Here is a 24,213-nt window from a genome sequence, read left to right as displayed (position 1 = left end):
CTCTGTCAGCCCCGGCAGTTCTGTTAGTACTCTGATAGCAATAAGGGCGAACACGCGATGACGGGCCCGGCAATCCGCGCCGGTCCCGCCAAGGAACGCACCAGGGCTGAAAGGCTGCCGATGGACTACCACCGCACCTCCGTAGACGAAGTTCTCCCTGAAGGCCAGGGCTTCCAGGATGGCTCCGCCGTGGAGGGAAACGCAACTGCCAGGCGCCCGGCGCGGTTGCCCGCAGCCATGGTTGCGGAGGAGTTTCGCGCGGCCAGCGAGCGCGTCTTGCAGGCCATCAACACCGTGATCGACGGCAAAGCGGATGCCGCAAAACTGGCGCTGACCGTGCTCCTGGCGCAGGGGCACCTGCTGCTTGAGGACGTCCCGGGCGTCGGCAAGACCCTGCTGGCCAAGACGCTGGCCCGCACCATCGACTGTTCGGTGAGCCGGATCCAGTTCACGCCGGACCTGCTGCCCTCCGATGTCACCGGGGTGTCCATCTACAACCAGGCCTCCCGGTCGTTCGAGTTCCGGCCGGGTGCGGTGTTCGCCAACATCGTCATCGGTGACGAGATCAACCGTGCCTCGGCCAAGACGCAGTCGGCGCTGCTGGAGTGCATGGAGGAACACCAGGTCACTGTGGACGGCAAGTCCTACAAACTGGATGAGCCCTTTATGGTGGTGGCCACGCAGAACCCCATCGAGATGGAAGGGACATACCCCCTTCCGGAGGCCCAGCGGGATCGCTTTATGGCGCGGATCTCCATGGGCTATCCGGACAAGGACTCCGAGATGGAAATGCTGGAGACCCACCAGGCGACGTCACCGCTGACGCGTGTGACGGCTGTGGTCACCGCCGGTGACGTGGCCGCGATGATTGCCACGGTGCAGCAGGTCTACGTCTCAAAGTCGATCAAGGAGTACACGGTTTCGCTGGGACGCGCCACCCGGGAAAGCGGGATGCTCCGGCTCGGGGCCAGTCCCCGGTCCATGCTCCAGCTGCTTCGGGCGGCCAAGGCCACGGCGGCCCTCGCGGGCCGGGATTTTGTGCTGCCGGACGACGTCGTCAGCGTTGCCGAGCCGGTCCTGGCCCACCGGATCATCCTGGACCGCAAGGCCGCCAGCACCGGCGAGACGCCGCAAAGCGTCGTCCGGGCCATCCTGGCCAGGATCCCGGTCAACCCGGAGCTCGGTGCGGCCCCCGCGTCCGCCAACGGCCGGAAGCCGGGCCCTGTCCCGGCGGCCGGACCGGCGTCCCAGTTGCCGAATCTCCGCTAGGTGGCCCCGCCGTGTCGTTGATGGACCGGTTTCCCAGAAACATCTTCAGCACGCGCGGCTGGGGCCTGCTGGGAGCGGGTGGCGTCTTCCTTTTGGCGGCCCAGGTGATGGGGCGCCGCGACCTGCTGGCGCTGGCCATCCTCGTGACCGTCCTGCCGCTGCTCTCGCTCGCCGGGACCCGGGTCCTCAAGCCACGGTTCCGGGTTTACCGGGAGTTCAATCCGTCAACCGTCGAAACTGCTGCCACCACGACGGTCCGCCTGGCCGTGGCCCGGATCGGGACCGGATCCGGACATGCCCTCATGGAGGAGCACCTTCCTGCCCGGTTCGGGGAATCGCCCGCCTTCCGCTTTCCGGCGCGTTCCGCGGTGGGCGGGACCAGCCGTTACGAATACCATCTGCGGTCCGGGAAACGCGGCCAGTTCCGGATCGGACCGGTTATGGCCGAATTCAGCGACCCCTTCGGGCTCTCGTTGCACCGTCACGCGATCGACGACGGCGATATACTCACCGTGACTCCGGCCGCCGTCGATCTGCCGGTGACAGGCCTGGCCGGCGCCCGCGGCCACGACGGCATTACTGCCACCAGGCTCCGCGCCAACCCGAGCGACGACGACGTCATGACCCGCGAATACCGCCACGGTGATCCGATGCGGCGCGTGCACTGGGCCGCCACCGCACGTCATGGTGAACTCATGGTCCGCCAGGAGGAATCCGTCACGACCCCGGAGGCCACCATCATCCTGGACCAGCGGCTTGCGGCGTTCCCGCATGGCGCCCATTCCTATGCCAAGGCCTCCGGAGTTGCGGACGCGGACGGTCATGAGCTCAGCACGAGCGAGGCCTTCGAATGGGCGGTGACGGCCGCGATGTCGATCGGCGCCCACCTGTCCGAACGCAATTACGCGCTGCGCTTCCTGGATGCCGCAGGCGAGCCTGCCTTCCTCCATTCCCCGTCCGCCCCCGAACCTGAGACCGAGGAATACATCGGCGCCACCGGGCTGCAGTCCGTCGCCGAGAGTCTGGCCGCCATCCAGCTCAGCGGACCCCAGCACCCGCACCGGGAGACGAAGGATGCTGCCCGGCGCGGGACTCCCGCCGGAACCGAGGCCGGGCCGCAAGCGTTCGACGACCGGCTCATGGACAAGCTGGCTGCGCACCGTCTGCGGGGGCCCGTCCTGGCCATCCTGGGGAACCTCTCGCTGGGTGAGGCCCGGGATCTCGCCCCGGCGGCCGCCTTCGGGGCCAATGCTTTTGCCCTCGTCATCACGGAGCAGGCGCAGGACTCCGGCGCAGTCCTTGAAGCGTTGCGGCGCGGCGGCTGGCGGGCGGTTGCCGTCTCCGCCTCGACGGCGCTCCGGGCTGCCTGGACAGCCTTCGACCAGGACGAATCGGTTCCTCCTCCGGGCACCGCCGACGTGCGGCGTGGCGTTGGGGCCAGGCCATGACACTCACACCGCAGCGGGACTCCCGCGCAGGCACCGGCGTGTCCGGGACCGGAGGACAGGCGGCCGTCCTTGCCCCGGCCGATCCTCGGCGGCGGGAACGAGTGGGAGCGCAACCGTGGGTGATGGCCCTGGCGATCGCCACGGCCGTCGCGGGGGCCGCGCTTGGCCTCAACGGGGTCCTGAGGGGTTGGGCCTGGTACTCCCCCGTGCTTTCAACGGTCTTTACCGTCTCGCTGGCCATGGCGGGCCTCCGGGCACTTCGGTGGCGCACTGTGTTCGTGGGTCTGGGCGGCCTGGCGTCGCTCGTCATGATCCTGACGTTCACCTTCTTCCGCCCGCACAGCTTCATCGGTTTCATCCCGTCCGGCGCCACGATGACCCAGCTGGGCCGTTATCTGCGCCGTGCCAGCGAAACGATCCTCGCGGAGAGCTCCCCCGTGGCCCCCAACGCCGGAATCGTGCTGCTGATCTGCGCCGTCCTCGGGCTGCTGGTGATGCTGGTTGACGCCCTGGCGCTCCCGCTGGCGCTGCCCGCCACGAGCGGACTCGGGATCCTGGCCATCCTCGTGGTCCCGGCGGTGGTCAAGCCGCAAAGCGTCGGCGCGCTCGGTTTCGCGGCCGCCGCCGTCGGTTACCTGATGATCCTGGCCAGCAGCCAGTGGTTCGCTCCGGACCCACGGACCCGGGCGGACACTGCACGCAACCCCGGACAGCTCCGGCGGGCCTCGCTGACCGGAGCCCTGGCGCTGGCCGTCACGCTGCTGCTCCAGCTGGTGCTCCCCGGCTTTGACCAGGGCACCTTTCCCCAGGGCTCGCGGTTGAACCCGTTCAGCGCAGCCACCGGACTCAACCCGATGATCAGCCTCGGTAACAGCCTGCGCAGTCCGACCGGGGACGGCCGCATCACCTTTGCCACGAATGCACCGTCCGCGCCATACCTCCGGTCCGTGACCGTGGACAGCTTCAACGGCGATTCCTGGGCTCCGGATGACCGGGAGGATACCCGCCGGGCGGGCACCGGAAGGATGGACTCGGGACTCGAGTCCATCGCGACGGAGCTCCGGGTTGTCACCGCCGTCAACACCGGCCAGTTCACCAGCCCCTACCTCCCCGCGCCCTACGCCCCCGAGGCTGTCAACGGCCTGACCGGGCGCTGGAGCTGGGATCCGGCAACGCTCAGTATCAAGGGAGTCGACACTAACTCCAGGAACCAGCAGTATGTGGTGCTCTCCGTTGCCCCGCAGCTGACGCCGGATCTGCTGGCCCAGGCACCTGCCCCGGCCCAGGGAGTCCCCGAGCTGTTCCTCCGGCCGCCGAACAACGTTCCGGAGATCGTGCGCACGACGGCCGAAGCCGTGACCTCCGGCAGCCCGACTGCCTACGCGAAGGCAATGGCCATCCAGAAGTATCTCCGCTCCGCAGAGTTCACTTACTCACTCCAGTCCCCGGTGCAGGGCGGCTACGACGGCAACGGGCTCTCCGTGCTGGCGGACTTCCTCACCCAGAAGAGCGGCTACTGCATCCATTTCGCCTCGGCCATGGCTGTGATGGCCCGGCTGGAGGGAATCCCCAGCCGGATTGCCGTCGGCTACGCCCCGGGGCGTCCCACCGGCGGCACGGTGTCGATCGCGGACCAAGGGGCGCTGCCGGAGTTCGAGGTGGACGCCCGCGACGCCCATGCATGGCCGGAGCTCTACTTCCAGGGCGTGGGCTGGGTGGCGTTCGAACCGACGCCTTCCCGCGGGGTGGTGCCGTCCTACGCCACGGAAAGCGCCCCTCCCAGCGGCGCCAGCACCAACGAAAGCAACGACGGCCTGATTCCGGCCGACGAGGGCAAACCCACCCCGCTGCCCGGCGCCGCGCCGGTCCCGGTTCCGGGTGGGGGAGCGACGACGGATGCGGGCAACCTGCTGCTGCCCGCACTGTATGGTGCCGGTGCGCTGCTGCTGTTGGCGCTGCTGGCGGCCTCCCCCCAGCTGGCACGCAACGGCCTCCGGCGCAGGCGTCTGAAAGGGGGCGGCGGATCCGACGGCGATGGATCTGCGCCGCCGGCCTATGCGGAATTGCGTGATCTCGCAACGGACTACGGCGTGCCGCCGCTGACCAGCGAGACGCCGCGGCATTTCAGCGCGCGCCTGCGGGCCTCGGCCGCGCTGGGACAGCCGGACGGCGTTGACGCTGCCGGTCACGCGGCGGTGGTTTCCCTCACCGGCGACTTCGAACGCCACCAGTACGGCCGCCCTGGCGGCGCCGGAGGCGGGACCACCAGCGGCTCCGACCACGGCTCCGCCCGCGCGGCTGCCGCCAGGATCGCCGCGGTCCAGGCGGCACTGCGCGTCAATGCGCGGCCGCTCGTGCGCCTCCGTGCGGCCTGGTTGCCGCCGTCGGTCATGGCGAGCTGGCGGAAGTCAATCTCCGAACCCTTCCGCGCCGTGTCGCGGACAGCAAAGCGCACCCGGCGCGGCGTCGCGGGTTCCTGGTTGAGGACCCGCGACGTGTTCCGCCGGGTGCGCCGGAGCTAGGCTGGCTTCCTAGCCTGCGTGGACCGCTAACCTGCGTGGGACCTAGCCGGCATAGGGATCGGCGATGCCGATGTACTGCGTGTAGAGGTATTCCTCGATGCCTTCGAGACCGCCTTCACGTCCGAGCCCGGACTGCTTGACGCCTCCGAACGGTGCGGCTGCATTGGAAATGACGCCGGCGTTCAGGCCCAGCATGCCGGTTTCGAGGTGTTCGCCCATCCGGATGCCGCGGTTCAGATCGCGGGTGAAGACGTAGGCCACGAGACCGTATTCGGTGTTGTTCGCGAGCCGGACGGCCTCGTCCTCGGTGTTGAAGGTGATGATCGGGGCCACCGGGCCAAAGATCTCTTCGGACAGGATCCGGGTCCCCTCGGTGACGCCCTTCAGGATGGTCGGCTGGTAGAAGTAGCCGGGACCTTCCACCGGGGCGCCGCCGAGTACGGCTGTGGCGCCGGCGGCGAGGGCATCGCTGACCAGCTCGTGGACCTTGTCCCGGCTCTTCGCATCGATGAGCGGGCCGACCTTGGAGTCAGCTTCCGTTCCGCGTGCAGTGGTCATCGTTGCCATCTTCGCCGCGAACTTGGCGGCGAATTCATCGGCGACGGACTCGTGCACGATGAAGCGGTTGGCGGCAGTGCAGGCCTCGCCCATGTTCCGCAGCTTCGCGATCATGGCTCCGGCGACGGCGGCGTCGACGTCGGCGTCCTCAAAGACCACGAACGGGGCGTTGCCGCCGAGTTCCATCGAGGTCCGCAGCACGTTTTCGGAAGCGTCGGAGAGCAGGCGGCGGCCGACTTCGGTGGAGCCGGTGAAGGAGAGCTTGCGGAGCCGGGCATCCTTGATCAGCGGGCCAGTGGTCGCGCCCGCGGTAGAGGTGGGGATGACGTTCAGGACGCCGGCCGGCAGGCCCGCCTCCATCATCACGGCTGCGAACAGCTGCGAGGTCAGCGGGGTGAGGTTGGCGGACTTGAGCACCATGGTGCAGCCCGCGGCCACGGCCGGGGCAATCTTGCGGGTGGCCATCGCCAGCGGGAAGTTCCAGGGGGTGATCAGCAGGCACGGGCCCACCGGCTTCTTCGTCACCAGCAGCCGGGACTTGCCATCCGGGGACACGGAGTAGCGGCCGAAGGCCCGGACGGCCTCCTCGGAGAACCAGCGCAGGAACTCAGCCCCGTAGGTGACTTCGCCGCGGGCCTCGGCAAGCGGCTTGCCCATTTCCAGGGTCATCAGCAGCGCGAAGTCCTCGGCGCGCTCGGTCACCAGCTCGAAGGCCCGGCGCAGGATCTCGCCTCGCTCACGCGGCGGCACCTTGGCCCAGGAATCCTGTGCCGCGGCCGCGGCGTCGAGGGCGGCGGCACCGTCCTCGGGCCCCGCGTCGGCGATGCTCAGCAGCACCTTGCCGGTGGCGGGGTCCTCCACATCGAAGGTCTTTCCGGACGCGGCCGGGCGCCACCGGCCGTCAATCAGCAGGCCGGTCGGAACAGCGGCCAGCAGGGCGCTTTCGCGCTCGGCGGTAACAATGGGCTGGGCAGTTACAGTCACGGTTGACTCCCTCGTCAGCAATTCGGGGTGAACTAGGAACGGGTTCAGCGCTGTGGAAACCGCGCTGGATTTACTGCCACGGTACTGCCGGATTCTCCGGAGTGTCTACGCATGTCCGCACTACGTCCAGTGGGATGCGCTGTGCAGCTGCACAGCTACTCAACTACACAGCTACACAGCCGACCGGGCGACAGGCCGGATCCATGCGGCGGGGTGGCAGCCGGGCTAACGCGCAGCGAGCACCGCCGAGTAGAGCTCCCGCTTGCTCACCCTGGCCTCTTCGGCCACCGCTGCGACTGCTTCCTTGAGCCGGATCCCCTGCGCCATCAGCGCGTTCACCGCGGCCACGTGGTCTTCCGGTTTCCCGGGCTCCCGTTCCGGGGCGCCGCCCACCACGACGGCGATTTCGCCACGCACCTCGTTGCTCTCGGCCCATTCCAGCAGTTCGCGCAGGCTGCCGCGGATGACTTCCTCGTACGTCTTTGTCAGTTCCCGGCAGACGGCGGCCCGGCGGTCGGCGCCGAAGCGTTCGCGCAGGGCGCGGAGCATCGGCTCCAGGCGGTGGGGGGCTTCGAAGAACACCATGGTGCGCCGCTCGGCATCGAGATCCGCCAGCCGGGAGGACCGTTCACCGGCCTTGCGCGGCAGGAACCCCTCGAAGCAGAAACGGTCGGTGGGCAGCCCGGAGAGCGCCAGAGCCGTGAGCACAGCGGAGGGCCCGGGGACGGCCGTGACCGTAAGGCCGGCCGCCACGGCTCCTTCGACCAGGCGGAAGCCGGGGTCCGAGACCGACGGCATCCCGGCGTCGGTCACCATCACCAGGGTCTTCCCGGACCGGACCTGGTCCAGCAGCTCGCCAGTCTTGGCTGCCTCATTGTGCTCGTGGTAGCTGACCACCCGGCCGCCCACGGTGACGCCGAGGTTCTGGACCAGCCGGTGCAGCCGCCGGGTGTCCTCGGCGGCGACGATGTCCGCCGTCGTGAGCAGCTCGATCAGCCGGGACGAGGCATCGCCGACGTTGCCGATCGGGGTCGCCGCCAGCACGATCCGGCCCGGTCCGCCGGGCGACGCTGCGGCTGCCGGGGCGGTGTCCTGCCCGGTGTCAGGGGCGTTGTCCTGCCCGGTGTCAGTCCCGGCGCGGTCGGCCGGAATTCCGGCGCTGTCGGGATGATTCGGGGAGGTGCTGAGTTGAGGGTCCACATGACCAGCCTACTGCGGGCGGCAGGGCGGCCCGACGGGCACAGCCGCGAAAGGTAGCATGGGCAACGTGACGCAGACCCCCACGCGGCCCGCCGAGGCCGGTTCAGCCGGATCGGCGGCCTCAGCTGCACCTTCCGGACGCAACCTGGAGGGGCATCGCTGGGTCAGCCGCCCCTCGGAGGCCAACACCCCCGAGGCTCTCAAGGAGCGCCTGATCGGCTGCGTCCGCAGCTGGCGGGACTATCCGCCGTCGCTGCGCCTGTGGTTCTGGCTCATCCCAGTCCTCACCGCCGCCCTCGGCGGAGTCCTGCGCTTTGTCCGGCTGGACACGCCCCGCAACCTCGTCTTCGACGAAACCTATTACGTCAAGGACGGCTATTCGTTCCTGATCAGCGGCTACGAGCGCGCCTGGCCGGAGAAGGCCAACGATTCCTTCATCGCCGGCAACCCCGGAGTCCTGCTGGACTCGCCCGAATACGTGGTCCACCCGCCGGTCGGCAAATGGATGATCGCTGCCGGCATGTGGCTTTTTGGCCCCGACAACCCCTTCGGGTGGCGCTTCGGAGCGGCCCTGACCGGCACGCTGTCGATCTTGCTGCTGGCACTGATTGCGCAGAAGCTGTTCCGTTCGCTGACGCTCGGGGCTGTGGCCGGGCTGCTGCTGGCGGTGGACGGACACCATCTGGTGATGTCCCGCACCTCATTGTTGGACATTTTCCTGATGTTCTGGGTCCTTGCCGCGTTCGGCGCGCTGCTGATGGACCGCGACGACGGCCGGCGCCGGCTCGCGGAACGGCTCGGCAGGCAGGCCGCGGCCTCCGCCGACGGCCGGCCCTCCCCGCTCCAGCTCGCCTCCGGCCCGTGGCTGGGCATCCGCTGGTGGCGCCTTGCGGCCGGAGTGTGCCTGGGACTGGCGGTCGGGACAAAATGGTCCGGCCTGTTTTTCCTTGCCGGATTCGGACTGATGACTGTCTTCTGGGACCTCAGCGCGCGGCGGATCGCCGGGATCCACGGCTGGATCAGCGGCGGCATCCTCAAGGACGGTATCCCGGCCTTCCTGAGCATTGTCCCGGTCGCGGCTCTCACCTACGCCGCGAGCTGGACCGGCTGGTTCCGGTCCCAGGACGCTTATTTCCGGCACTGGGCGGAGACCAACCCGTCGGCGGACTGGGGCTGGCTGCCCAACGCCGTCAGGTCCCTGGCCCACTACCACCTCGAGGCGTACAAGTTCCATCAGGGGCTCAGCTCGGACCATCCCTATGAAGCGAGCGCCTGGAGCTGGCTGGTGCTGGGCCGGCCCACCTCGTTCTTCTACGAATCCCCCAAACCGGGCAGCCCCGGCTGCGGCACGGGCAGCTGCACCATGGCTATCCTCTCGGTCGGCAATCCGCTGATCTGGTGGAGCGCCGCCATCTGCCTGGGCATCCTGCTCTTCTGGTGGGCCGGCCGGCGCGACTGGCGGGCCGGGGCCGTCCTCGCGGGAGTCGCGGCGGGCTACCTGCCCTGGTTCATGTATCCCGAACGCACCATGTTCTACTTCTATGCCGTGTCCTTCGAGCCTTACCTGGTGCTGGCCCTCGTCTATTGCCTGGGCCTCGTCCTGGGCAAACGGACGGATCCGCCCTGGCGGCGCCGCTCCGGGTTGTACCTAGTCACGCTCTTCGTGGTCACCGCCGTCGTCGTGTCCGCATTCTTCTACCCCGTCTGGGCTGCCGAGACCATCCCCTACCAGGACTGGCGGTTCCGGATGTGGATGCCGTCCTGGATCTAGGGCAGGATGACAGGGTAAGTCCGCCGCCACCCGCGCGGACCCGGAACGGAGACCAGGCTGTGAGAGAAGCAAGTACGGGACTGCTCGTCGAACTGGACCCGGACAGCAACGTGACGGACCTGCTGCTGGCACAACATGCCAAGGATCCCGTCCACGCGCTCTACTCCCGCAAGGGACCGGCCGGCTGGGCCGACATCTCCGCGCAGCAGTTCCTGGACCAGGTGACGGCCCTGGCGAAAGGCCTGATCGCCGGCGGCATTACGCCGGGGGAAACCGTAGCCGTCCTGTCCGGCACCCGCTACGAGTGGACGGTGGTGGACTTTGCCATCTGGTTTGCCGGTGGTGTGACGGTCCCCATCTATGAGACGTCCTCCCCCAGCCAGGTCGAGTGGATCCTCCACGACTCGGGCGCCCGGCGCGTCTTCGCCGAAAACCAGGCCAGGGTCACCCTCGTCCAGAACGTTCTGGACTCCTCCGAGCTGCTCGGGGACCGTCTGGTCCCGGTGGTCCGGATGGAGTACGACGGCGGCGCCCCCAACCTGGCCAGCCTCGCCGCCGCCGGCACCGGTGTGGGCGACGGGGAGCTCGAACGGCACCGGGCCACGGCGGGACTGGCGGACGTGGCCTCGCTGGTCTACACCTCCGGGACCACGGGCCGGCCCAAGGGCTGCGAGATCACCCACGGCAACTTCGCCCTCGTGGCCAGGAACATTGTGCTGTTCCTTCCCGAAATCCTGCTGCAGCCCCGCTCCCGCACCCTGATGTTCCTCCCCCTGGCCCACGTCCTCGCCCGAGCCGTCCAGGTCATCTGCCTGAGCGCCGGAACCACCCTGGGCCACACTTCCAACGCCAAGGAACTGCTGGAGGACCTGTCCAGTTTCCGGCCCACCTTCCTGCTGGTGGTGCCCCGGATCTTGGAAAAGGTCTATGCCGGAGCCGCGCACAAAGCGGCGCTGGCCGGCCAGGAACGGCTGTTCGGGGCGGCGGCCGCCGCCGCGATCGACTATTCGAAGGCCCTCGACGCAGCGGCGCAGGGCAAGGGGCCCGGCCCCGGCCTGGCGTCCCGCGCCAGGCATGCCCTCTTCGACCGGCTGCTGTACCCGAAGCTGCGGCAGGCGTTCGGCGGCCGGCTGGGCTACGCCGTCTCCGGTGCCAGCCCGCTGAGCTCCCACGACGCACACTTCTTCCGGGGCGCGGGCGTCCCGGTCCTCGAAGGCTACGGCCTCACCGAAACGACGGCGCCCTGCACCGCGAATACCCCGAGCCGGACCAAGGTGGGGACGGTCGGCATCCCGGTCCCCGGAACCACCATCCGGATCGCCGACGACGGCGAGATCCTGGTCAAAGGGATCGGCGTCTTCAAGGGCTACCACGCCGACGCCGCCGCCAACGCCGAAGCGTTCCTGGACGGATTCTTCCGCACCGGGGACCTCGGATCCCTTGACAAGGACGGCTTCCTGACGATCACCGGGCGGAAGAAGGACGTGCTGGTCACCGCCGGCGGGAAGAACGTGGCCCCCGGGCCGCTCGAGGAAAAGATCCGCGAGCATCAGCTCGTGGGCCAGGTCGTCGTCCTGGGCGACGGCAGGCCGTTCGTTTCGGCCCTCGTCAATCTGGATCCCGAAGGCCTGGAAAACTGGTGCGCCACGCACAAGGTCCCAGCCCTGGGGCTGGCCGAAGCCACGGGCAACGAACAGGTCCGGGCGGCAATCCAGGGCGCCATAGACGAGGCGAACTCGCTCGTGTCCCAGGCTGAATCCATCCGCAGCTTCGTCATCCTGGACGCCCACTTCACCGTGGAATCCGGGCACTTGACCCCGTCCCTCAAACTCAAGCGGGCAGCCGTCGTGCGGGATTTCCAGGCGCAGATCAACCGGATTTACGGCTGAATCCGGGCGGCTTAATGCCCCCTAGACGGCGCTGGAGTGACCCCGGGACGCCTGGCCTTCCGCCGGGGCCGGATCCGTGTCCGCCACCGTATCGGCGTCGGCGTCCGTTGCCGCCGAGTCTTCAGGCTCCTCCGCGGAACTATCCCCGGCTCGGGCCCTCCGGGCCTTGACGCGCTTGACGCGGGACCGCGTTCCGGCAGACTCTCCGGCCGCGTCCTCCGTGGCCGCGCCGTCGGCGGGCACGCTGTCCGCGGCCGCAGCGTTCTCCAGCAGGCCGCGGCGCTTCCGCGTCGGCCAGGTGAGGATCAGTGTGACTAGGGAGGCGAGCAGCACAAGGGCGCCGATCACAATCCCGGCGTCCACCCAGAACTGGCCCGGGAACAACCGGATCAGGGTGTCCTGCAAGGAGAAGGTCCACGTGCCGTTGGCGAAGAAGATGCGGTGGAACTCGGTGAAGAACTGCTCCCAGCCGAGCACGGCCAGCACTGCCAAGCCGATGATGATCACGAGGGTGATGATGGAGCCGGCGAACAGTCCGCGGCGGACTCCTCCGGTGCTGCGACGCCGCAGGTAGATCACGGCGATGAGGCTGAGCAGGAGCAGCAGGATGCCGGCTCCGAAGGCGGCTAGGATGACGAGCTTGACGTCCGCCATGTGGCTGACTTCGCCGTCCTTGAAGAGCTGGTCGCCGCCGCGGTTGACGAGCTCACCGAGATAGCGCGGGCCGGCCCAGTTGCTGAGGTAGTCCACAGCGTAGGAGCCGTAGGTCATGCGGTCGTCCGTGCTGAAGCCGTAACCGTCGCCCGGGAATCCGGGCCGGTTGTACTCGACCCACAGGAACAAGGGGCTGGTCACGGCCCGGACGGCCAGCACCAGCAGGATGATGGGGTAGCAGATGGCCAACAGGACCTGCATCACGCGCGGGAGGACGGGCTTGGTATTCGCCGCGTGCTCGCGTTCGGCATTGCGGCGCTCGACGTCCTCCTCAGGCGGACGGATCTGCAGCGCGGAGGTGTGCAGCGGCTCGCTGGCGGGCGATCCGGGCCCGGCGGCCGACGATCCGGCGGCCGCTTCCGCGACTGGCCCGGCGCCCGGCGATCCGGCGGCCGCTTCCGCGGCCTTGCGGTCGGCGCGGCTGCCAGGCGTCGCGCTGGCTCCGGTCCCCGCGGACCGCTCGTCGCTGCCCGATTCCCGTGTGCCTGCTGGTGACGGCTTCATCCAATCGAAAGCGGGTTCATCGCCGTCGTCGGCCGGATCCAGCTGCGGATCCTGTCGATTCGGAGGGGTGGGACCTGTGTCAGTCACTGCAGCTTCGCTTCCGTAGGATTCCGTGCCGCCAGGACTGCGCCCGGCAACGCAACATATCTGTCTCCGAGCCTACCGCCAGACCCTCTGGCCGGGCGAGGTGCCACCCCGTGTGACGGTATTTCCGGCGGTTATTTAGGCGTAGCGGCCGTGCCCGCCATCACCGCCTGGCGTACTGGGCCCAAGGGATGTTCCAGTCGCCGAAGCCTTCCAGCGGTTCGACCGGAGGCGCGCCGGTATTGAGGGTCTGGACCACGTCTCCGCTCGTCATGTTGTTGAAGAACCACTCGGCGTCTGCCGGGAGGAGGCCGACGCAGCCGTGCGAGACGTTGAATCTTCCGACAGCGCCCCACGCCGAGGCGAGGGCCTGGTGGACGTAGACACCCGAACTGGTCAGCCGGTTGGCATATTCCACCGTCAGCGGCGGGTAGTAGCCTTTGTCGCCCGGCTTCAGGCCGATGCTGCCGGCGTTGAATTTCGAGTTGCGTTCCTGCTCCATGATGACGGCGAAGCCCGAAGGCGACAGCCAGTCCGAGCCGCCGAGCGTCACCGGCGCGGTCCTGACCAGCTGCCCGTCGAAGTAGACCTTCATCGTCTTGGTGGTGTCATCCACGACGGCCAGGCGCTGCGGTCCCACCTTGAACGACACCAGCATGTCCGAGTTGCCGATCATTTTGTTGCCGAAATCCACCCCGAAGAGCTTCAGGTCCACCGTGATCTGGCTGTTGGCGGCCCAGAACGCCTCGGGCCGGATCCGGACGCGCCGGTCCGAGTACCAGCGCCAGGCGGCGGCCTGGCCGGAGGAGGCGGTAACGGTGACCGCCTTCTCCATCGCCTCCTTGTTCAGGACCGGTTCGCTGAAGACAATCTCGATGGGCTGTCCGGCACCGACGGTGGTGCCGTTGAGGGGGTAGACTGCGGCATCGGCCTCGTTCGCTTTCGCCACCGTGCTGAAGGTCTGGGTTTTCTTGGTCTCCCGGCCTGCCTGGTCCACGATCGTGAAGCTGTACTTGTATTTGGTGTCGAATTCCAGCGGATCTTCCGCAGTCCAGGTGGAGCCGTCGGCACTGGTGCTGCCCGGGACCCGGCCACCGCCGGTGGCGGGTTCCAGCACCACGTCCTTCACGAGGCCGTTGACCGCCTTAACGGAGGGTGCCGCGGCCGGGTTGACGCTCTTGGCGCCGTCGGTCGGCGTCACACCGAGCTCGACGGGCTTCACCACTGGAACCGCGAGGCCCGGCACGTTCCGCATCGGCGCCGATGATTCTGACGGCATGTCAGCGTGGGCCCACTGCGGTGCGGTGGCGACGCCGAGCGCGCCGGCGCCGACGGCAGCGCAGATCCCGACGACGGCAAGCATCTTGCCGGTGATCCGGCCGGTGAACTTTCCGCGGCTCCGTCTCCCGGGCCGCAGGCGGCCTGCGGATTCTCCGCGTCGGCGCCCGAGGCGCCTGACTCTTGTCATTTTGGCCATGTTTATGTTTCGTCCCCCAACGTCATTCCACTCCTGGTGTCCGCGGAACTGCCCGCGGAACCCGCCTCAGTTCGCGTACTGCGACCAGGGGATGTTCCAGTCCCCGAAGCCGTCGTCGAAATTCGCGAAGTCGCCTTCCGTGTTGACCACCTGGACCACATCACCGCTGGTCATGTTGTTGAAGACCCAGGCGGCCCGGTCCGCCGTCATGCCGATGCAGCCGTGCGACACGTTCGTGTTGCCGATGTAGGGCAGCGCGGAATCCAGGGCCTGGTGGATGTACTCGCCGCTGGGAGTGAGCCGGGTGGCATACTCAACGTCCAGTTCCCCGTAGTTCGCCGGATCCCCCGGCTTCAGGCCGATGCTCGCGGCGACGAAGTGGTCGTACCGGTGCTTCTCCATCAGAACCAGGTATCCCCGGGCGGAGGGGAAGCGCTGATCGCCCATCGTGACGGGCCAGGATCCGGCCGGCTGGTCATTGATGCTGATCGAGAAGGTGTGCGCAGCGGCGTCGGCGACCGCGAGCTTCTTGTCTCCGATGTGGACCGTGACCAACTTATTAAAGTTACCGATCTGCCCCTTGCCCAGGTCCACTCCGAACAGCTGCATGTCCATCGTGATGGTGCTGTTCGCTGTCCAGAAACTCTCCGGCCGGTACCGAACCATGGTGTTGCTGAACCAGTGGAAGTCCCCGGCCTGGCCCGCGCTGGAGGTAATTTTGATGGCCTTCTCGACGGCGTCCCGGTTCAGCACGGGTTCGCTGAAGGTGATCTGCAGCGGCTGTGCGACTCCGACCTTCATGCCGTCCAGCGGGTAAATTGCGGCATCGGCTTCATTGGCGGCGGAAACCGTGGAGAAGCTGCGCGTGTTGTTGGTCTTGCGTCCGGCCGCGTCCACCACGGAGAAGGTGAAGGAGTAGCGGGTGTTGAACTTCAGCGGCTCCGACGCGGTCCAGCTGGAGCGGCCGGCGCTGAGGGTTCCCTCCACCGCGTCGCCGGAACCGCTTGTGAGTGCCGCCCGCTCAATCCGGCCGTTGCTGACTTTCAAGGTCACCGGCGCGGCCGGGTTGACCGGCTTGGCGTCGTCCGCCGGCGAGACGTCAAGTTCTGCCGGCGCCACAACCGGGAAGGCCAGTCCCGGCGTCGAACGCTCCGGCGACGTGGCCTCGGACGCGAAGGATGCGCGGGCCAGCGGACCTGTCGCCGCAAACGCTCCGCCGCCCGCGGCCAGGGCGCACACCGCTCCGAGCACGGCCAGCTTGCGGCCGGTGCTCCAGCTTCTCGGGGCGATCACAATACTCAGGTCCTTCCAGACGCTCTCCTGCCAGCATAGGCGAATTCGTGGCGGAACCCGACCGCGCGTTCCGCCACGATCCGGTCGCAAAGAAAGGGCTCCAGACCGCGGGGTCGGGAGCCCTTTCCAGCCGGCACCGGCTTTTAGTAGCGGTAGTGCTCCGGCTTGTACGGGCCGGCCACTTCGAGGTCCAGATATTCGGCCTGGTCCTTGGACAGCTCGGTCAGCTCCACGCCGAGGGCATCCAGGTGCAGCCGGGCCACCTTCTCGTCGAGGATCTTCGGCAGCACGTAGACCTGCTTTTCGTACTCACGCTCGCCCTCGGGCTGGTCCCGCTTCGTGAACAGTTCGATCTGCGCGATGGTCTGGTTCGCGAAGGAGTTGCTCATCACGAAGGACGGGTGGCCGGTGGCGTTGCCGAGGTTGAGCAGCCGGCCCTCGGAGAGGACAATGATGGAGCGCTCTTCCGGGGCGCCGGCGTCGAGGACCCATTCGTGCACCTGCGGCTTGATCTCAACCTTCTTGATGCCGGGGATCCTGGCGAGGCCGGCCATGTCGATCTCGTTGTCGAAGTGGCCGATGTTGCCGACAATGGCCTTGTCCCGCATGCCCGCCATGTGCTCGGCCATGATGACGTCTTTGTTGCCCGTGGTGGTGATGAAGATGTGGCCCTCGCTGAGGACGGATTCCAGCTTGGCGACCTGGTAGCCGTCCATGGCCGCCTGCAGCGCGCAGATGGGGTCGATTTCGGTGACGATCACGCGCGAACCCTGGCCGCGGAAGGCCTCCGCGGCGCCCTTGCCGACGTCGCCGTACCCGCACACGACGGCGACCTTGCCGCCCATGAGGACGTCGGTGGCGCGGTTGATGCCGTCCGGCAGCGAGTGGCGGATGCCGTACTTGTTGTCGAACTTGCTCTTGGTGACGGAGTCGTTGACGTTGATCGCCGGGAACAGCAGCTTGCCCTGCTCGGCGAGCTGGTAGAGGCGGTGAACGCCGGTGGTGGTTTCCTCGGTGACGCCCAGCAGGCGGGAACCGATCCGGGTCCACTTCTGCGGGTCCTCCTGCAGCGAGGCGCGCAGCACCTCGAGGAACACGCGGCCTTCCTCCGACTCGTCCGCGGCGGCGGACGGCACGGCGCCGAGGGCTTCGAATTCGACGCCCTTGTGGACGAGCATGGTGGCGTCGCCGCCGTCGTCCAGGATCATGTTCGGGCCGAGGTCGGGGTTGGCGTCCGCGCCCGGCCAGGTCAGGATCTGCTGGGCGGTCCACCAGTATTCCTCGAGCGTCTCGCCCTTCCAGGCGAACACAGGGACGCCCTGCGGGGCCTCGGCGGTGCCGTTGCCGACCACGACGGCGGCGGCGGCCTCGTCCTGGGTGGAGAAGATGTTGCAGGAAGCCCAGCGGACCTCGGCACCGAGGGCGGTGAGGGTCTCGATCAGCACGGCGGTCTGGACCGTCATGTGCAGGGATCCGGCGATGCGGGCACCCTTAAGGGGCTGGCCGGCGCCGAATTCCTCGCGCAGGGACATGAGTCCCGGCATTTCGTGCTCGGCGAGGCGGATCTGGTGGCGGCCCGCCTCGGCCAGGGAAATGTCCGCAATCCTGTAATCGAAAGTCATGTGAATCCTTTGTTGTAGCCGGCTGGGGGTCGGGCACCTGCGTTTGGTGACCTTGCTTGTCGGTGACTAGAAAGCGGTTCGGTGCCGAAGGGCGGCCCGAGGGAGCTGTGCCGTGCCTGGTCGGCGGGGCCCAGCGGCGAGGCCTATTCGGCGGGCCCCAGCGGCGGGGCCTATTCGGCGGTGTGGCGGGGACCGGCGTCGTGCTGGTCGGAGGGGGCAGAGGTGGCTGTCGAGAGCAGCTCCGGCGGCAGCAGCAGCGGGATACCGTCCTCGATGCGGTAACGAGGCTTCGCGCCGGTTGCATCAGCCGTGGTGGCGACGAGTTCCTCGCCTTCCTGGACCAGCGCGGATCCGGTCACGGGGCATCGCAGGACAGACAACAGCTCGGGACTGAGATTCGGCATGGTGAACGCTCCCTGGTGGACGCCGCAGCAGGCGCCGGTGGCTTACGGATTTTGCAGTTCCCAGCCTACCGCCAGTTGCAGCTCACGAGGGTTCGCGCAGAATGCGCAAGTGCCCCCGGCGGGTGCCTTCGGCTGCGGCCGGCGCTTCCAGGGCGGGGTGCGCGCTCCGCTGCCCCTGGTTCGTCTCGGATGCCGGGGGCCGCGACGCCGCCTCACGAACGGCGTTGGCCAGTGCCAGCAGATCATCCGGGCCGGGTCCTGCCGGCGTAGCGGGCATGGCCAACCGCAGGACTTCCCAGCCCCGGGGGACGGTCAGGGATCCCGCGTGCTGTTCGCAGAGGTCGTAGCAATGCGGTTCGGCGTAGGTTGCCAGGGGTCCGAGAACGGCGGTGGAGTCGGCATAGACGTACGTCAAAGTGGCCACCGCTGAATTGCGGCAGGCTGACCTTGAACAAAGACGAATTGCACCCACGAGATCACAGACTACTCCCCCTCGGCGCCGGAACGTCGCATTGAAACACCCCGGTCCGGCCGGGTCCTGCCGGATCCCCGGGTCCACCGCAAGGGCCGCGGCGGCGGGTCGCGGGGTCCGTGTCGCGTAAATCATCTGCCGGGTTTAGAGTCAAGATATGCAGTCATCGCACCAAGATCCGGGTTTTACGGTCCGCTTGGCTGACCCCGACAACGCAGCCACGGACGCCGTTTCCGCGCCGGCCGGTTCCGGCCGCACCGCTGCCCCGAAGAACTTCAGGCAGCGCCGCAGGAACAGGCACGGCCGGGGGCTCCGGGGCGAGCTGACGCTGCCCACCCTGCCGGGGTACCGGACCCGCTCCGAGCGTTTTGATGACTTCGTGCTCGATTCAGCCCAGCGGCTCCATGACATCTGGGGCAAGACCCTGGATGGTGTCCGCTTTGCCGTCGACGAGATCCCGCCGGGCCTGGAGCAGCTCGTATCGGACGGCACTCCCGCCCCGATGGGCGCCTACACCTCTGCCACGGCCGAGGAAGGTCCCGTCATTACCCTGTTCCGCCGGGTGGTGGAACAAGCCTGCGGCAGCCGGGAGGAACTCCAGGACCTCGTCCACGACGTCGTCGTGGAGCACACCGCCGAGATGCTCGGGGTGCCCCCCGAATCCCTGGATCCGGTCTACCGCCGCCGTTACTGACCCGGCCGTGCCCGGCTCCCGGACTACAACAGCCGGTCCCTCAGCGAATAAAACAGACTAGTACCCCAGCGAAACCGGGACCTGTTCCTGGCCTGCGGCTCCCGGCGCCACCGCGATGGTTGAGATGTCCTGGGAGCTGTCCTGCTGCAGCAGCACCGCGCCGTAGGCCGGTTCACCAGCGGCGGACAGCTGGTAGCCGACGATCGGCGAACCCTCCACCTCGGCCGGCACCTTGAAGGACGCCGTGGTTCCACCGGCGATCTCCGCGGCCGCGGCCGTCCGAATTTTTCCGTCAGCGGTGATTGGGGTGTAAGAGATCGTGGCCTGTCCGCCCGGCGCCCCGAATACCAGGAAGCGGTCCCCGGCGGCGGGCACCGGAACAACATGCTGGCTTCCGAGCCTGGCCGAGGCGGGCGACCATGCGACGTCGGAGGCATCCTCCGAGGCCAGTCCCTTCGTGACGCGGGCGGCAGCGGTGAAGGAGACGTCCGAGCTGGCTTCGACGGTGTAGTAATCCTGCGGCAGACCCGCCAGCGAGACTTCGGTGACAGCTCCGGCCTTCGCCTCCACGACGCCCCCGCCAGGCAGTGCTTTCTGCCCGTCCCGTCCGTACAGCTTGACGGCCACCACAGCGTCGGAGGACCCGGGCACCGCGATCTGAAGGGATGGTCCGGCTTCAGCGGAACCGGACTTCGCAGTGAGGGCCGCCAGGGCGGCGGGATCCTGTACCTCGACGCCGGAGATCACCTGGCGGGCCGCGGGGGCCGTTCCCGGCACGATGAAGTCGACTCCGCCAGGGGTGAGCCCGCGCAGCACGCTCTGCTGGATCACGGCGGCAACCGGGCCGCCGGCGCTGCGCACCCGGACGCCCAGCCGTTCCTGACCGGGGGCCAGCCCGGCCAGGATGACGGAGCGGGTGCTGCCGGGCGCCACGAGGAGCCCTCGGCTTCCGGGCGCATGGATCAGGCCCTTTGCCCCGTATAGGTCCAGGCTGACGGTGGCCGGGGTGGTTGAGGCGTTGCTGAGGTTGAGTACGGCGGTCCGGCCGAGCGCGGTGTTCGCGCCGACCAGCCAGAGATCGTTGGCAGGCTGCTGGCAGGCCGCGGCAGCTGAACCGCGGAGGTCCCCGTCGTCGGCCGTGAAGCTCATGATGGCGCCGGCGGAGGGCTGGCGGTTTGCCTGCGCATCGGCGCTCAGGACGCTGACCGCGTCCACGGCGCGCTCACGCACCACCCCGGCCAGCGGCGCGGGCGCACCGGCGGCGGGCTTGGCGGCGGTTGCCGACGCGGACGGGTCTGCGGCCTTGGCGAGCTCGACGAGGGTCTTGCCCTTCAGCGAGGCGAGCCGGCTGCCGGGCAGGGTGCCCGCGGTTGAGCTGAGCACGACAGCATTCACGACGCTTTTCGCGCTGGCAGACTCCGGGCTGAACTGCGGATCGGTGCCCACCGGTGTGCCTTCGAGCAGCCGGGCAGGTCCCGGGCAGACGCCGATGTTGCCGCCGGCCGGGACGGCCGCCACGGGCGCCTCGAGTTGCCTGCTGCCACGTTCCTGCGGCACCAGCGACGCCGCCGACACGAGCCCGCCGCCGGCGGCGACGAGAGCGAGGGCGGAAAGGACACGCCCCACTGTCCCGCGCCGCGGTATTTTCAGGCGTGTCGGCACCGGGCCGGCTGCCCTTCGGCTGGCCGGCCTGCCCGACGTCTTCTGTTCAGCTGCCTGCTGTTCAGCTACCTGCTGTTCAGCTACCTGCTGTTCAGCTACCTGCTGTTCAGCTACCTGCTGTTCAGCTACCTGCTGTTCAGGGGCGTCGGGGCTGTCTTTCGCGCCGTCGCTGGCTTCCTTATGCATGCTGATGTTCCTTACGCAGGGAGCCTTCGTCCCGTGAGAGCCCGGTTTTCGGCCGGCGCGCCGGCATGGGAATCGCGAGCAGGACGGTCAGCCCGATCACGACGGCCTGCGCGATTCCTGCCCAAAGGGCCCAGGGAGCCTCATAGCGGATGCTCAGCTGGCCGCCCTCGGCGGGCAGGGTGAAGGCCTGGGCCCAGCCCGAGGTGGTGGCGGTCAGGCGGCGTCCGTCGAGCCAGGCGCTCCAGCCCGGATCGGCGCGTTCGGCGAGCACGACGAGGCGGCCTTCCGGGCCGGCAGGCACTGGGGCCCTGGCGGACACCGCCTCCGAGGGGAGCAGCCCGATGGCCGCACCGTCGCCGTCGACGATGCGCACGCGGTGCGCGACGTCGGCGGCCTCGATGACCGGCTGGTTCAGGGGGCTGATCCGCCAGAGCCAGCCGACATCCGTCTTGCCGACGGCGACGAGTCCCGGGACGGCGTCCATCCTGCTGGCCGTGAGCTGGGCCGCGGTGTCGGAGGCCCGCAGGACCACGAAGCCGACTCCGAGCCGCTCCAGGTCTTCGCGGGGATCCACCCCCTGTCCGGCGACGATCATGGCGACGACACCGCGGAGGGAACCGGCGACGGCGTCGTCGTCCCGGACCGTCTCACTGCCCGGCTGCCCCAGGATGGGGCGGGCGGCGGCGGCCGTGGACAGCGCGTCCAGGGTGGTGCCGGCACCACGCATGAGGGTGGCGCCGTAGCCGTCGTTTCCGGTGACGGTGATGATCAGGGTCCGGGCCTGTTCGGGGCCTTGGCCGCGGTCGACCGCGGTGGCCGGGAGGGTGCGGGGCATGGCCGGCCGGACCAGCCGTGGCGTGCCGAGGCTTCCCGTTCCGGCAACCAGGCCGGCGGCCGCTGTGGAATCCACAGCTGACGGTGCGTCGGCGGACTCCGCGGACTCCGCGGCCGGCGTGGGGGGCTGGAGAAGGTTTTGCGCGGTCCAGGCCGTGAGCCCTGCCAGTGGTCCGGCCAGCAGGAGGACGGTGGCCGTGGCGGCGGTGGCGCGGATCAGGAACCTGCGCCCGGCCGTCGCTGCGGCGGCCCGGTCGGCAGAATCCAGCAAATCTTCGGCACCGAGCAACGCGGCACCGAGGATGGCGAACGCGGCAGCGGACACCGTGGGTCCCGTGAACGGCGTGACCAGGACGCTCGCGCTGGCACCGGTGGCGACGTGTCCCGCCAGCCAGCCCCCGGCCAGCATCAGGACAGCCGCCGCCCACAGCCAGCGGGCAACGCCCGGCCGCCCCGGCAGGAAGAGCGCGGCCGCGGCGAGCAGCAGCGCGGGCAGGCCGATCAGCAGTGCAAGCAGCAACGCCCAGGGAACAATCGCCGCTGCGCCGAAACCGCCGAAGAACGGGAGGCCGGTCAGGCCGCCGTCGGCTGCGAACCGCAGCGGCTGCCCCAGCGCCTGCTGCCAGAGCGGCGCCGCGTCGAAGCCCAGCGGCATGCCGGGATCGGCAAGCACGGCCCGGGGCCGGTCCATGACGGAGACAGCGAACGGCACAAACAGTGCCGCGCTGGGAAGCAGGGCCCACCACACGGTGCGGCCACGCCGGCCCAGGAGCACACCGCAAAGGACCACGACGACGACGGCGGGCACCAGCAGTGCCGGGGCAGCCGCGGTGACCACGGCCAGCGCGAGCCCGGCTGCAGCCGCCGCGGTCCACGACGGGGTTCCGTTACTACCCGGCCTGCCGGGAGGCTGCAGCTTGGCGGGAGGCTGCAGCCTGGCGGGAGGCTGCACGCTAGTGCGCCTCTCCCCCGGGGCCGGAACAGCATGACGGCCGTGGCCGACGGCGGTGCCGGTGGCCCGCAGCAGGGCGAGCACGAGCAGGGGCATCATGACGTGGGCGAGCAGCGCACCGACGCGTCCCTGGTTGAGTGCCACCTGAAGGGCAGGGGCACCGGCCCAGACGAACGCGGCGGCCAGGCGGAGCCGGCGGCGCTGCGTCAGCGCACCGGCCGCGAACCAGGCCCCGAGCGCGGACAGCGGCATGGCGAGGACCACCAGCCAGACCAGGGCGGCGTTGGCATCCCCCGCGCCCAGCACGCCCAGCAGCCACAGCACGTAGCCGAAGGGGTCGCCGTGCCCCGGAAGGCCCGCACCGAGGGTGATCCACCAGCCGGAGGCGTGGTCCCAGACCTCGCCCAGCCGGAGCGAGACGGGAATCAGTGCGCCTCCGGAGACCGCCTCGGCCTGGAAGAGGCTGAGCAGGCCGATCAGGGACGCCACCGTGGTGACGAGCACGGCGAGCAGCGCGCCGTTGCCCACCCATCCGCGCTCGGAGGTGGCGAGGGCGGCGAAGTCGTCCGCGGCGTCGCCGCTGGGTTGCTCGGCCAGTTCGTGGCCGGTGAGGGCCTCGCCGGCGTCGTCCGCGCCCAGGGCTTCCATCAGGGAGCGCCGGTGGGCCCAGACCTCACGCCGCGGTGTCTGCAGCCCCTTGATGACGGAGCGGCGGATGCGGCGGGTCCGCGCGGCATTGCGCCGGCCGCGGATCACGGCAGCGGGGCGTCCCAGGCCGCCAAAGGTAGCGAGCAGCTGGGAGAAACCGTGGCCGGGGTCCTTGACAGCGATGCTCAGGACAAGTTTGAAAAGGCTCCCCAGGAGTGCGCCCGCCGCATGCAGCGGAAGTTTCCAGCCAGCCGAATGCTTGAGCCGCAGGTGGACCTGGGCCTTCCGGGCTGCCTTCGCATTGCCCATCGCCTGGGGCCGGTGCGAAACGTGGAACATCCTGGCGGCAGGCACCACCACCACCCGGTGTCCGGCAAGCCGGTTGCGCCAGCAGAAGTCGACGTCGTCGCCGCTGCCCGGAAGTGCGGGGTCGAAGCCCCGGAGTTCCTCCCAGACGTCGCGGCGGACGAGCATGCCGGCGGAGTTGACGGCAAAGGTGTCGCTGCGGCCGTCGTACTGTCCCTGGTCCAGTTCGTCGGCGTCGATGAGGGTCAACCGTTCGGCCCAGCGGCTGGTGGAGAGGCCGACGTCGATCAGCCGCCGCTCGGCGTGCCAGTCCAGCTGCTTGCAGCCTGCCACGGTGACGGACGGGGCCCGTTCCACGGCATGGAGCAGTTCGGCGAGGGCTTCGGGTGCCGGTGCGGCGTCGTCGTGCAGCAGCCAGATCCATTCCGAACCGGGCCGGCCGGTTGAGCCGCTTCCCCCCGCCGTCCCGCCCTTCGCAGGCCATGGCGCGAGGGCGGCGAGTCCGGCAGTCACGGCGGCGCCCATGCCGCCTCTGGCCTGGGCGAAGTGAGCGACGTTGGCCTTGCCGAACGCCTGCTCCAGGAGAGCTGCAGAGTGGTCGCGGGAACCGGTGTCGACGCCTATCACAGCGTCCGCCGGCCGGGTCTGGCCCGCCAGCGCTGCCAGGGTCCTGGGGAGAAAGTCACCGCCGTCGTGGGAGACCACGACGGCGGTGACTCG

General features: G+C 69.1%; 16 protein-coding genes. 6 read left to right on the top strand and 10 right to left on the bottom strand.

What is annotated here, in order from left to right:
• Positions 1 to 120 precede the first annotated feature (120 nt).
• Genes ACQCSU_RS17775 through ACQCSU_RS17765 form a run of 3 tightly spaced genes read left to right on the top strand, consistent with a single transcriptional unit; the run spans position 121 to position 5,239 of the window.
• Complete coding sequence (locus tag ACQCSU_RS17775; protein WP_426979837.1) at positions 121 to 1,269, top strand: AAA family ATPase; 1,149 nt, start codon at positions 121 to 123, stop codon at positions 1,267 to 1,269.
• An 11-nt stretch (positions 1,270 to 1,280) separates the two neighbouring features.
• A complete protein-coding gene (locus ACQCSU_RS17770) occupies positions 1,281 to 2,717 on the top strand; it encodes a DUF58 domain-containing protein (protein WP_426976565.1) in 1,437 nt (478 codons plus the stop codon).
• On the top strand, positions 2,714 to 5,239 hold the full coding sequence (locus tag ACQCSU_RS17765) for a transglutaminaseTgpA domain-containing protein (RefSeq protein ID WP_426976564.1): 2,526 nt from the start codon (positions 2,714 to 2,716) through the stop codon (positions 5,237 to 5,239). The genes ACQCSU_RS17770 and ACQCSU_RS17765 overlap by 4 nt, the downstream gene beginning before the upstream one ends.
• Positions 5,240 to 5,281: 42 nt before the next feature.
• Here ACQCSU_RS17765 and ACQCSU_RS17760 read toward each other — a convergent pair whose 3' ends face one another.
• Positions 5,282 to 6,781 (bottom strand): NAD-dependent succinate-semialdehyde dehydrogenase, encoded by a 1,500-nt coding sequence (locus tag ACQCSU_RS17760; RefSeq protein WP_426976563.1) that lies wholly within the window; start codon positions 6,779 to 6,781, stop codon positions 5,282 to 5,284.
• A 225-nt stretch (positions 6,782 to 7,006) separates the two neighbouring features.
• A complete protein-coding gene (gene rsmI / locus ACQCSU_RS17755) occupies positions 7,007 to 7,828 on the bottom strand; it encodes a 16S rRNA (cytidine(1402)-2'-O)-methyltransferase (RefSeq protein ID WP_354242865.1) in 822 nt (273 codons plus the stop codon).
• Between the two features lie 211 nt (positions 7,829 to 8,039).
• Between rsmI and ACQCSU_RS17750 the strand changes: the two genes are divergently transcribed.
• Both ACQCSU_RS17750 and ACQCSU_RS17745 read left to right on the top strand, forming a co-directional pair.
• Positions 8,040 to 9,752, top strand: coding sequence for a dolichyl-phosphate-mannose--protein mannosyltransferase (locus ACQCSU_RS17750; protein ID WP_426976562.1), 1,713 nt, complete (start codon positions 8,040 to 8,042; stop codon positions 9,750 to 9,752).
• Between the two features lie 59 nt (positions 9,753 to 9,811).
• The gene (locus ACQCSU_RS17745) at positions 9,812 to 11,641 is read left to right on the top strand and encodes an AMP-dependent synthetase/ligase (protein ID WP_426976561.1); all 1,830 of its coding nucleotides are present in this window, start codon (positions 9,812 to 9,814) and stop codon (positions 11,639 to 11,641) included.
• A gap of 21 nt (positions 11,642 to 11,662) precedes the next feature.
• Here the strand turns inward: ACQCSU_RS17745 and ACQCSU_RS17740 are convergent, their stop codons facing one another.
• The 6 genes from ACQCSU_RS17740 to ACQCSU_RS17715 all read right to left on the bottom strand — a co-directional run bounded on the left by ACQCSU_RS17740 (position 11,663) and on the right by ACQCSU_RS17715 (position 18,211).
• A complete protein-coding gene (locus ACQCSU_RS17740; protein WP_426976560.1) occupies positions 11,663 to 12,946 on the bottom strand; it encodes a TIGR01906 family membrane protein in 1,284 nt (427 codons plus the stop codon).
• A gap of 160 nt (positions 12,947 to 13,106) precedes the next feature.
• Positions 13,107 to 14,306 carry an Ig-like domain-containing protein gene (locus ACQCSU_RS17735; RefSeq protein WP_426979836.1) on the bottom strand — a complete coding sequence of 400 codons (1,200 nt, stop codon included), beginning with the start codon at positions 14,304 to 14,306 and terminating at the stop codon, positions 13,107 to 13,109.
• A 180-nt stretch (positions 14,307 to 14,486) separates the two neighbouring features.
• On the bottom strand, positions 14,487 to 15,710 hold the full coding sequence (locus tag ACQCSU_RS17730; protein ID WP_426979834.1) for a L,D-transpeptidase: 1,224 nt from the start codon (positions 15,708 to 15,710) through the stop codon (positions 14,487 to 14,489).
• A gap of 146 nt (positions 15,711 to 15,856) precedes the next feature.
• Positions 15,857 to 17,335, bottom strand: coding sequence for an adenosylhomocysteinase (ahcY, locus tag ACQCSU_RS17725; RefSeq protein ID WP_426976559.1), 1,479 nt, complete (start codon positions 17,333 to 17,335; stop codon positions 15,857 to 15,859).
• Positions 17,336 to 17,505: 170 nt separating this feature from the next.
• A complete protein-coding gene (locus tag ACQCSU_RS17720) occupies positions 17,506 to 17,739 on the bottom strand; it encodes a Trm112 family protein (RefSeq protein WP_426976558.1) in 234 nt (77 codons plus the stop codon).
• A gap of 82 nt (positions 17,740 to 17,821) precedes the next feature.
• Positions 17,822 to 18,211 carry a DUF3499 domain-containing protein gene (locus ACQCSU_RS17715; protein ID WP_426976557.1) on the bottom strand — a complete coding sequence of 130 codons (390 nt, stop codon included), beginning with the start codon at positions 18,209 to 18,211 and terminating at the stop codon, positions 17,822 to 17,824.
• Between the two features lie 157 nt (positions 18,212 to 18,368).
• On the opposite strand from ACQCSU_RS17715, the gene ACQCSU_RS17710 reads away from it, so the two are divergent.
• A complete protein-coding gene (locus ACQCSU_RS17710; RefSeq protein ID WP_426976556.1) occupies positions 18,369 to 18,905 on the top strand; it encodes a metallopeptidase family protein in 537 nt (178 codons plus the stop codon).
• Between the two features lie 57 nt (positions 18,906 to 18,962).
• On the opposite strand, the gene ACQCSU_RS17705 is transcribed toward ACQCSU_RS17710, so the two are convergent.
• Together ACQCSU_RS17705 and ACQCSU_RS17700 are read right to left on the bottom strand one after the other, a co-directional pair.
• Positions 18,963 to 20,753 carry a DUF5719 family protein gene (locus tag ACQCSU_RS17705; protein ID WP_426976555.1) on the bottom strand — a complete coding sequence of 597 codons (1,791 nt, stop codon included), beginning with the start codon at positions 20,751 to 20,753 and terminating at the stop codon, positions 18,963 to 18,965.
• Positions 20,746 to 24,198: a glycosyltransferase gene (locus ACQCSU_RS17700; RefSeq protein WP_426976554.1), complete on the bottom strand. Its 3,453-nt coding sequence runs from the start codon at positions 24,196 to 24,198 to the stop codon at positions 20,746 to 20,748. The genes ACQCSU_RS17705 and ACQCSU_RS17700 overlap by 8 nt, the downstream gene beginning before the upstream one ends.
• Positions 24,199 to 24,213: the final 15 nt, after the last annotated feature.

Source organism: Pseudarthrobacter sp. O4 (genome assembly GCF_050157025.1).
GTDB lineage: Bacteria > Actinomycetota > Actinomycetes > Actinomycetales > Micrococcaceae > Arthrobacter.
Note: the sequence above shows the minus strand (reverse complement) of the source record. Positions and strands in the feature narration are given on the sequence as shown.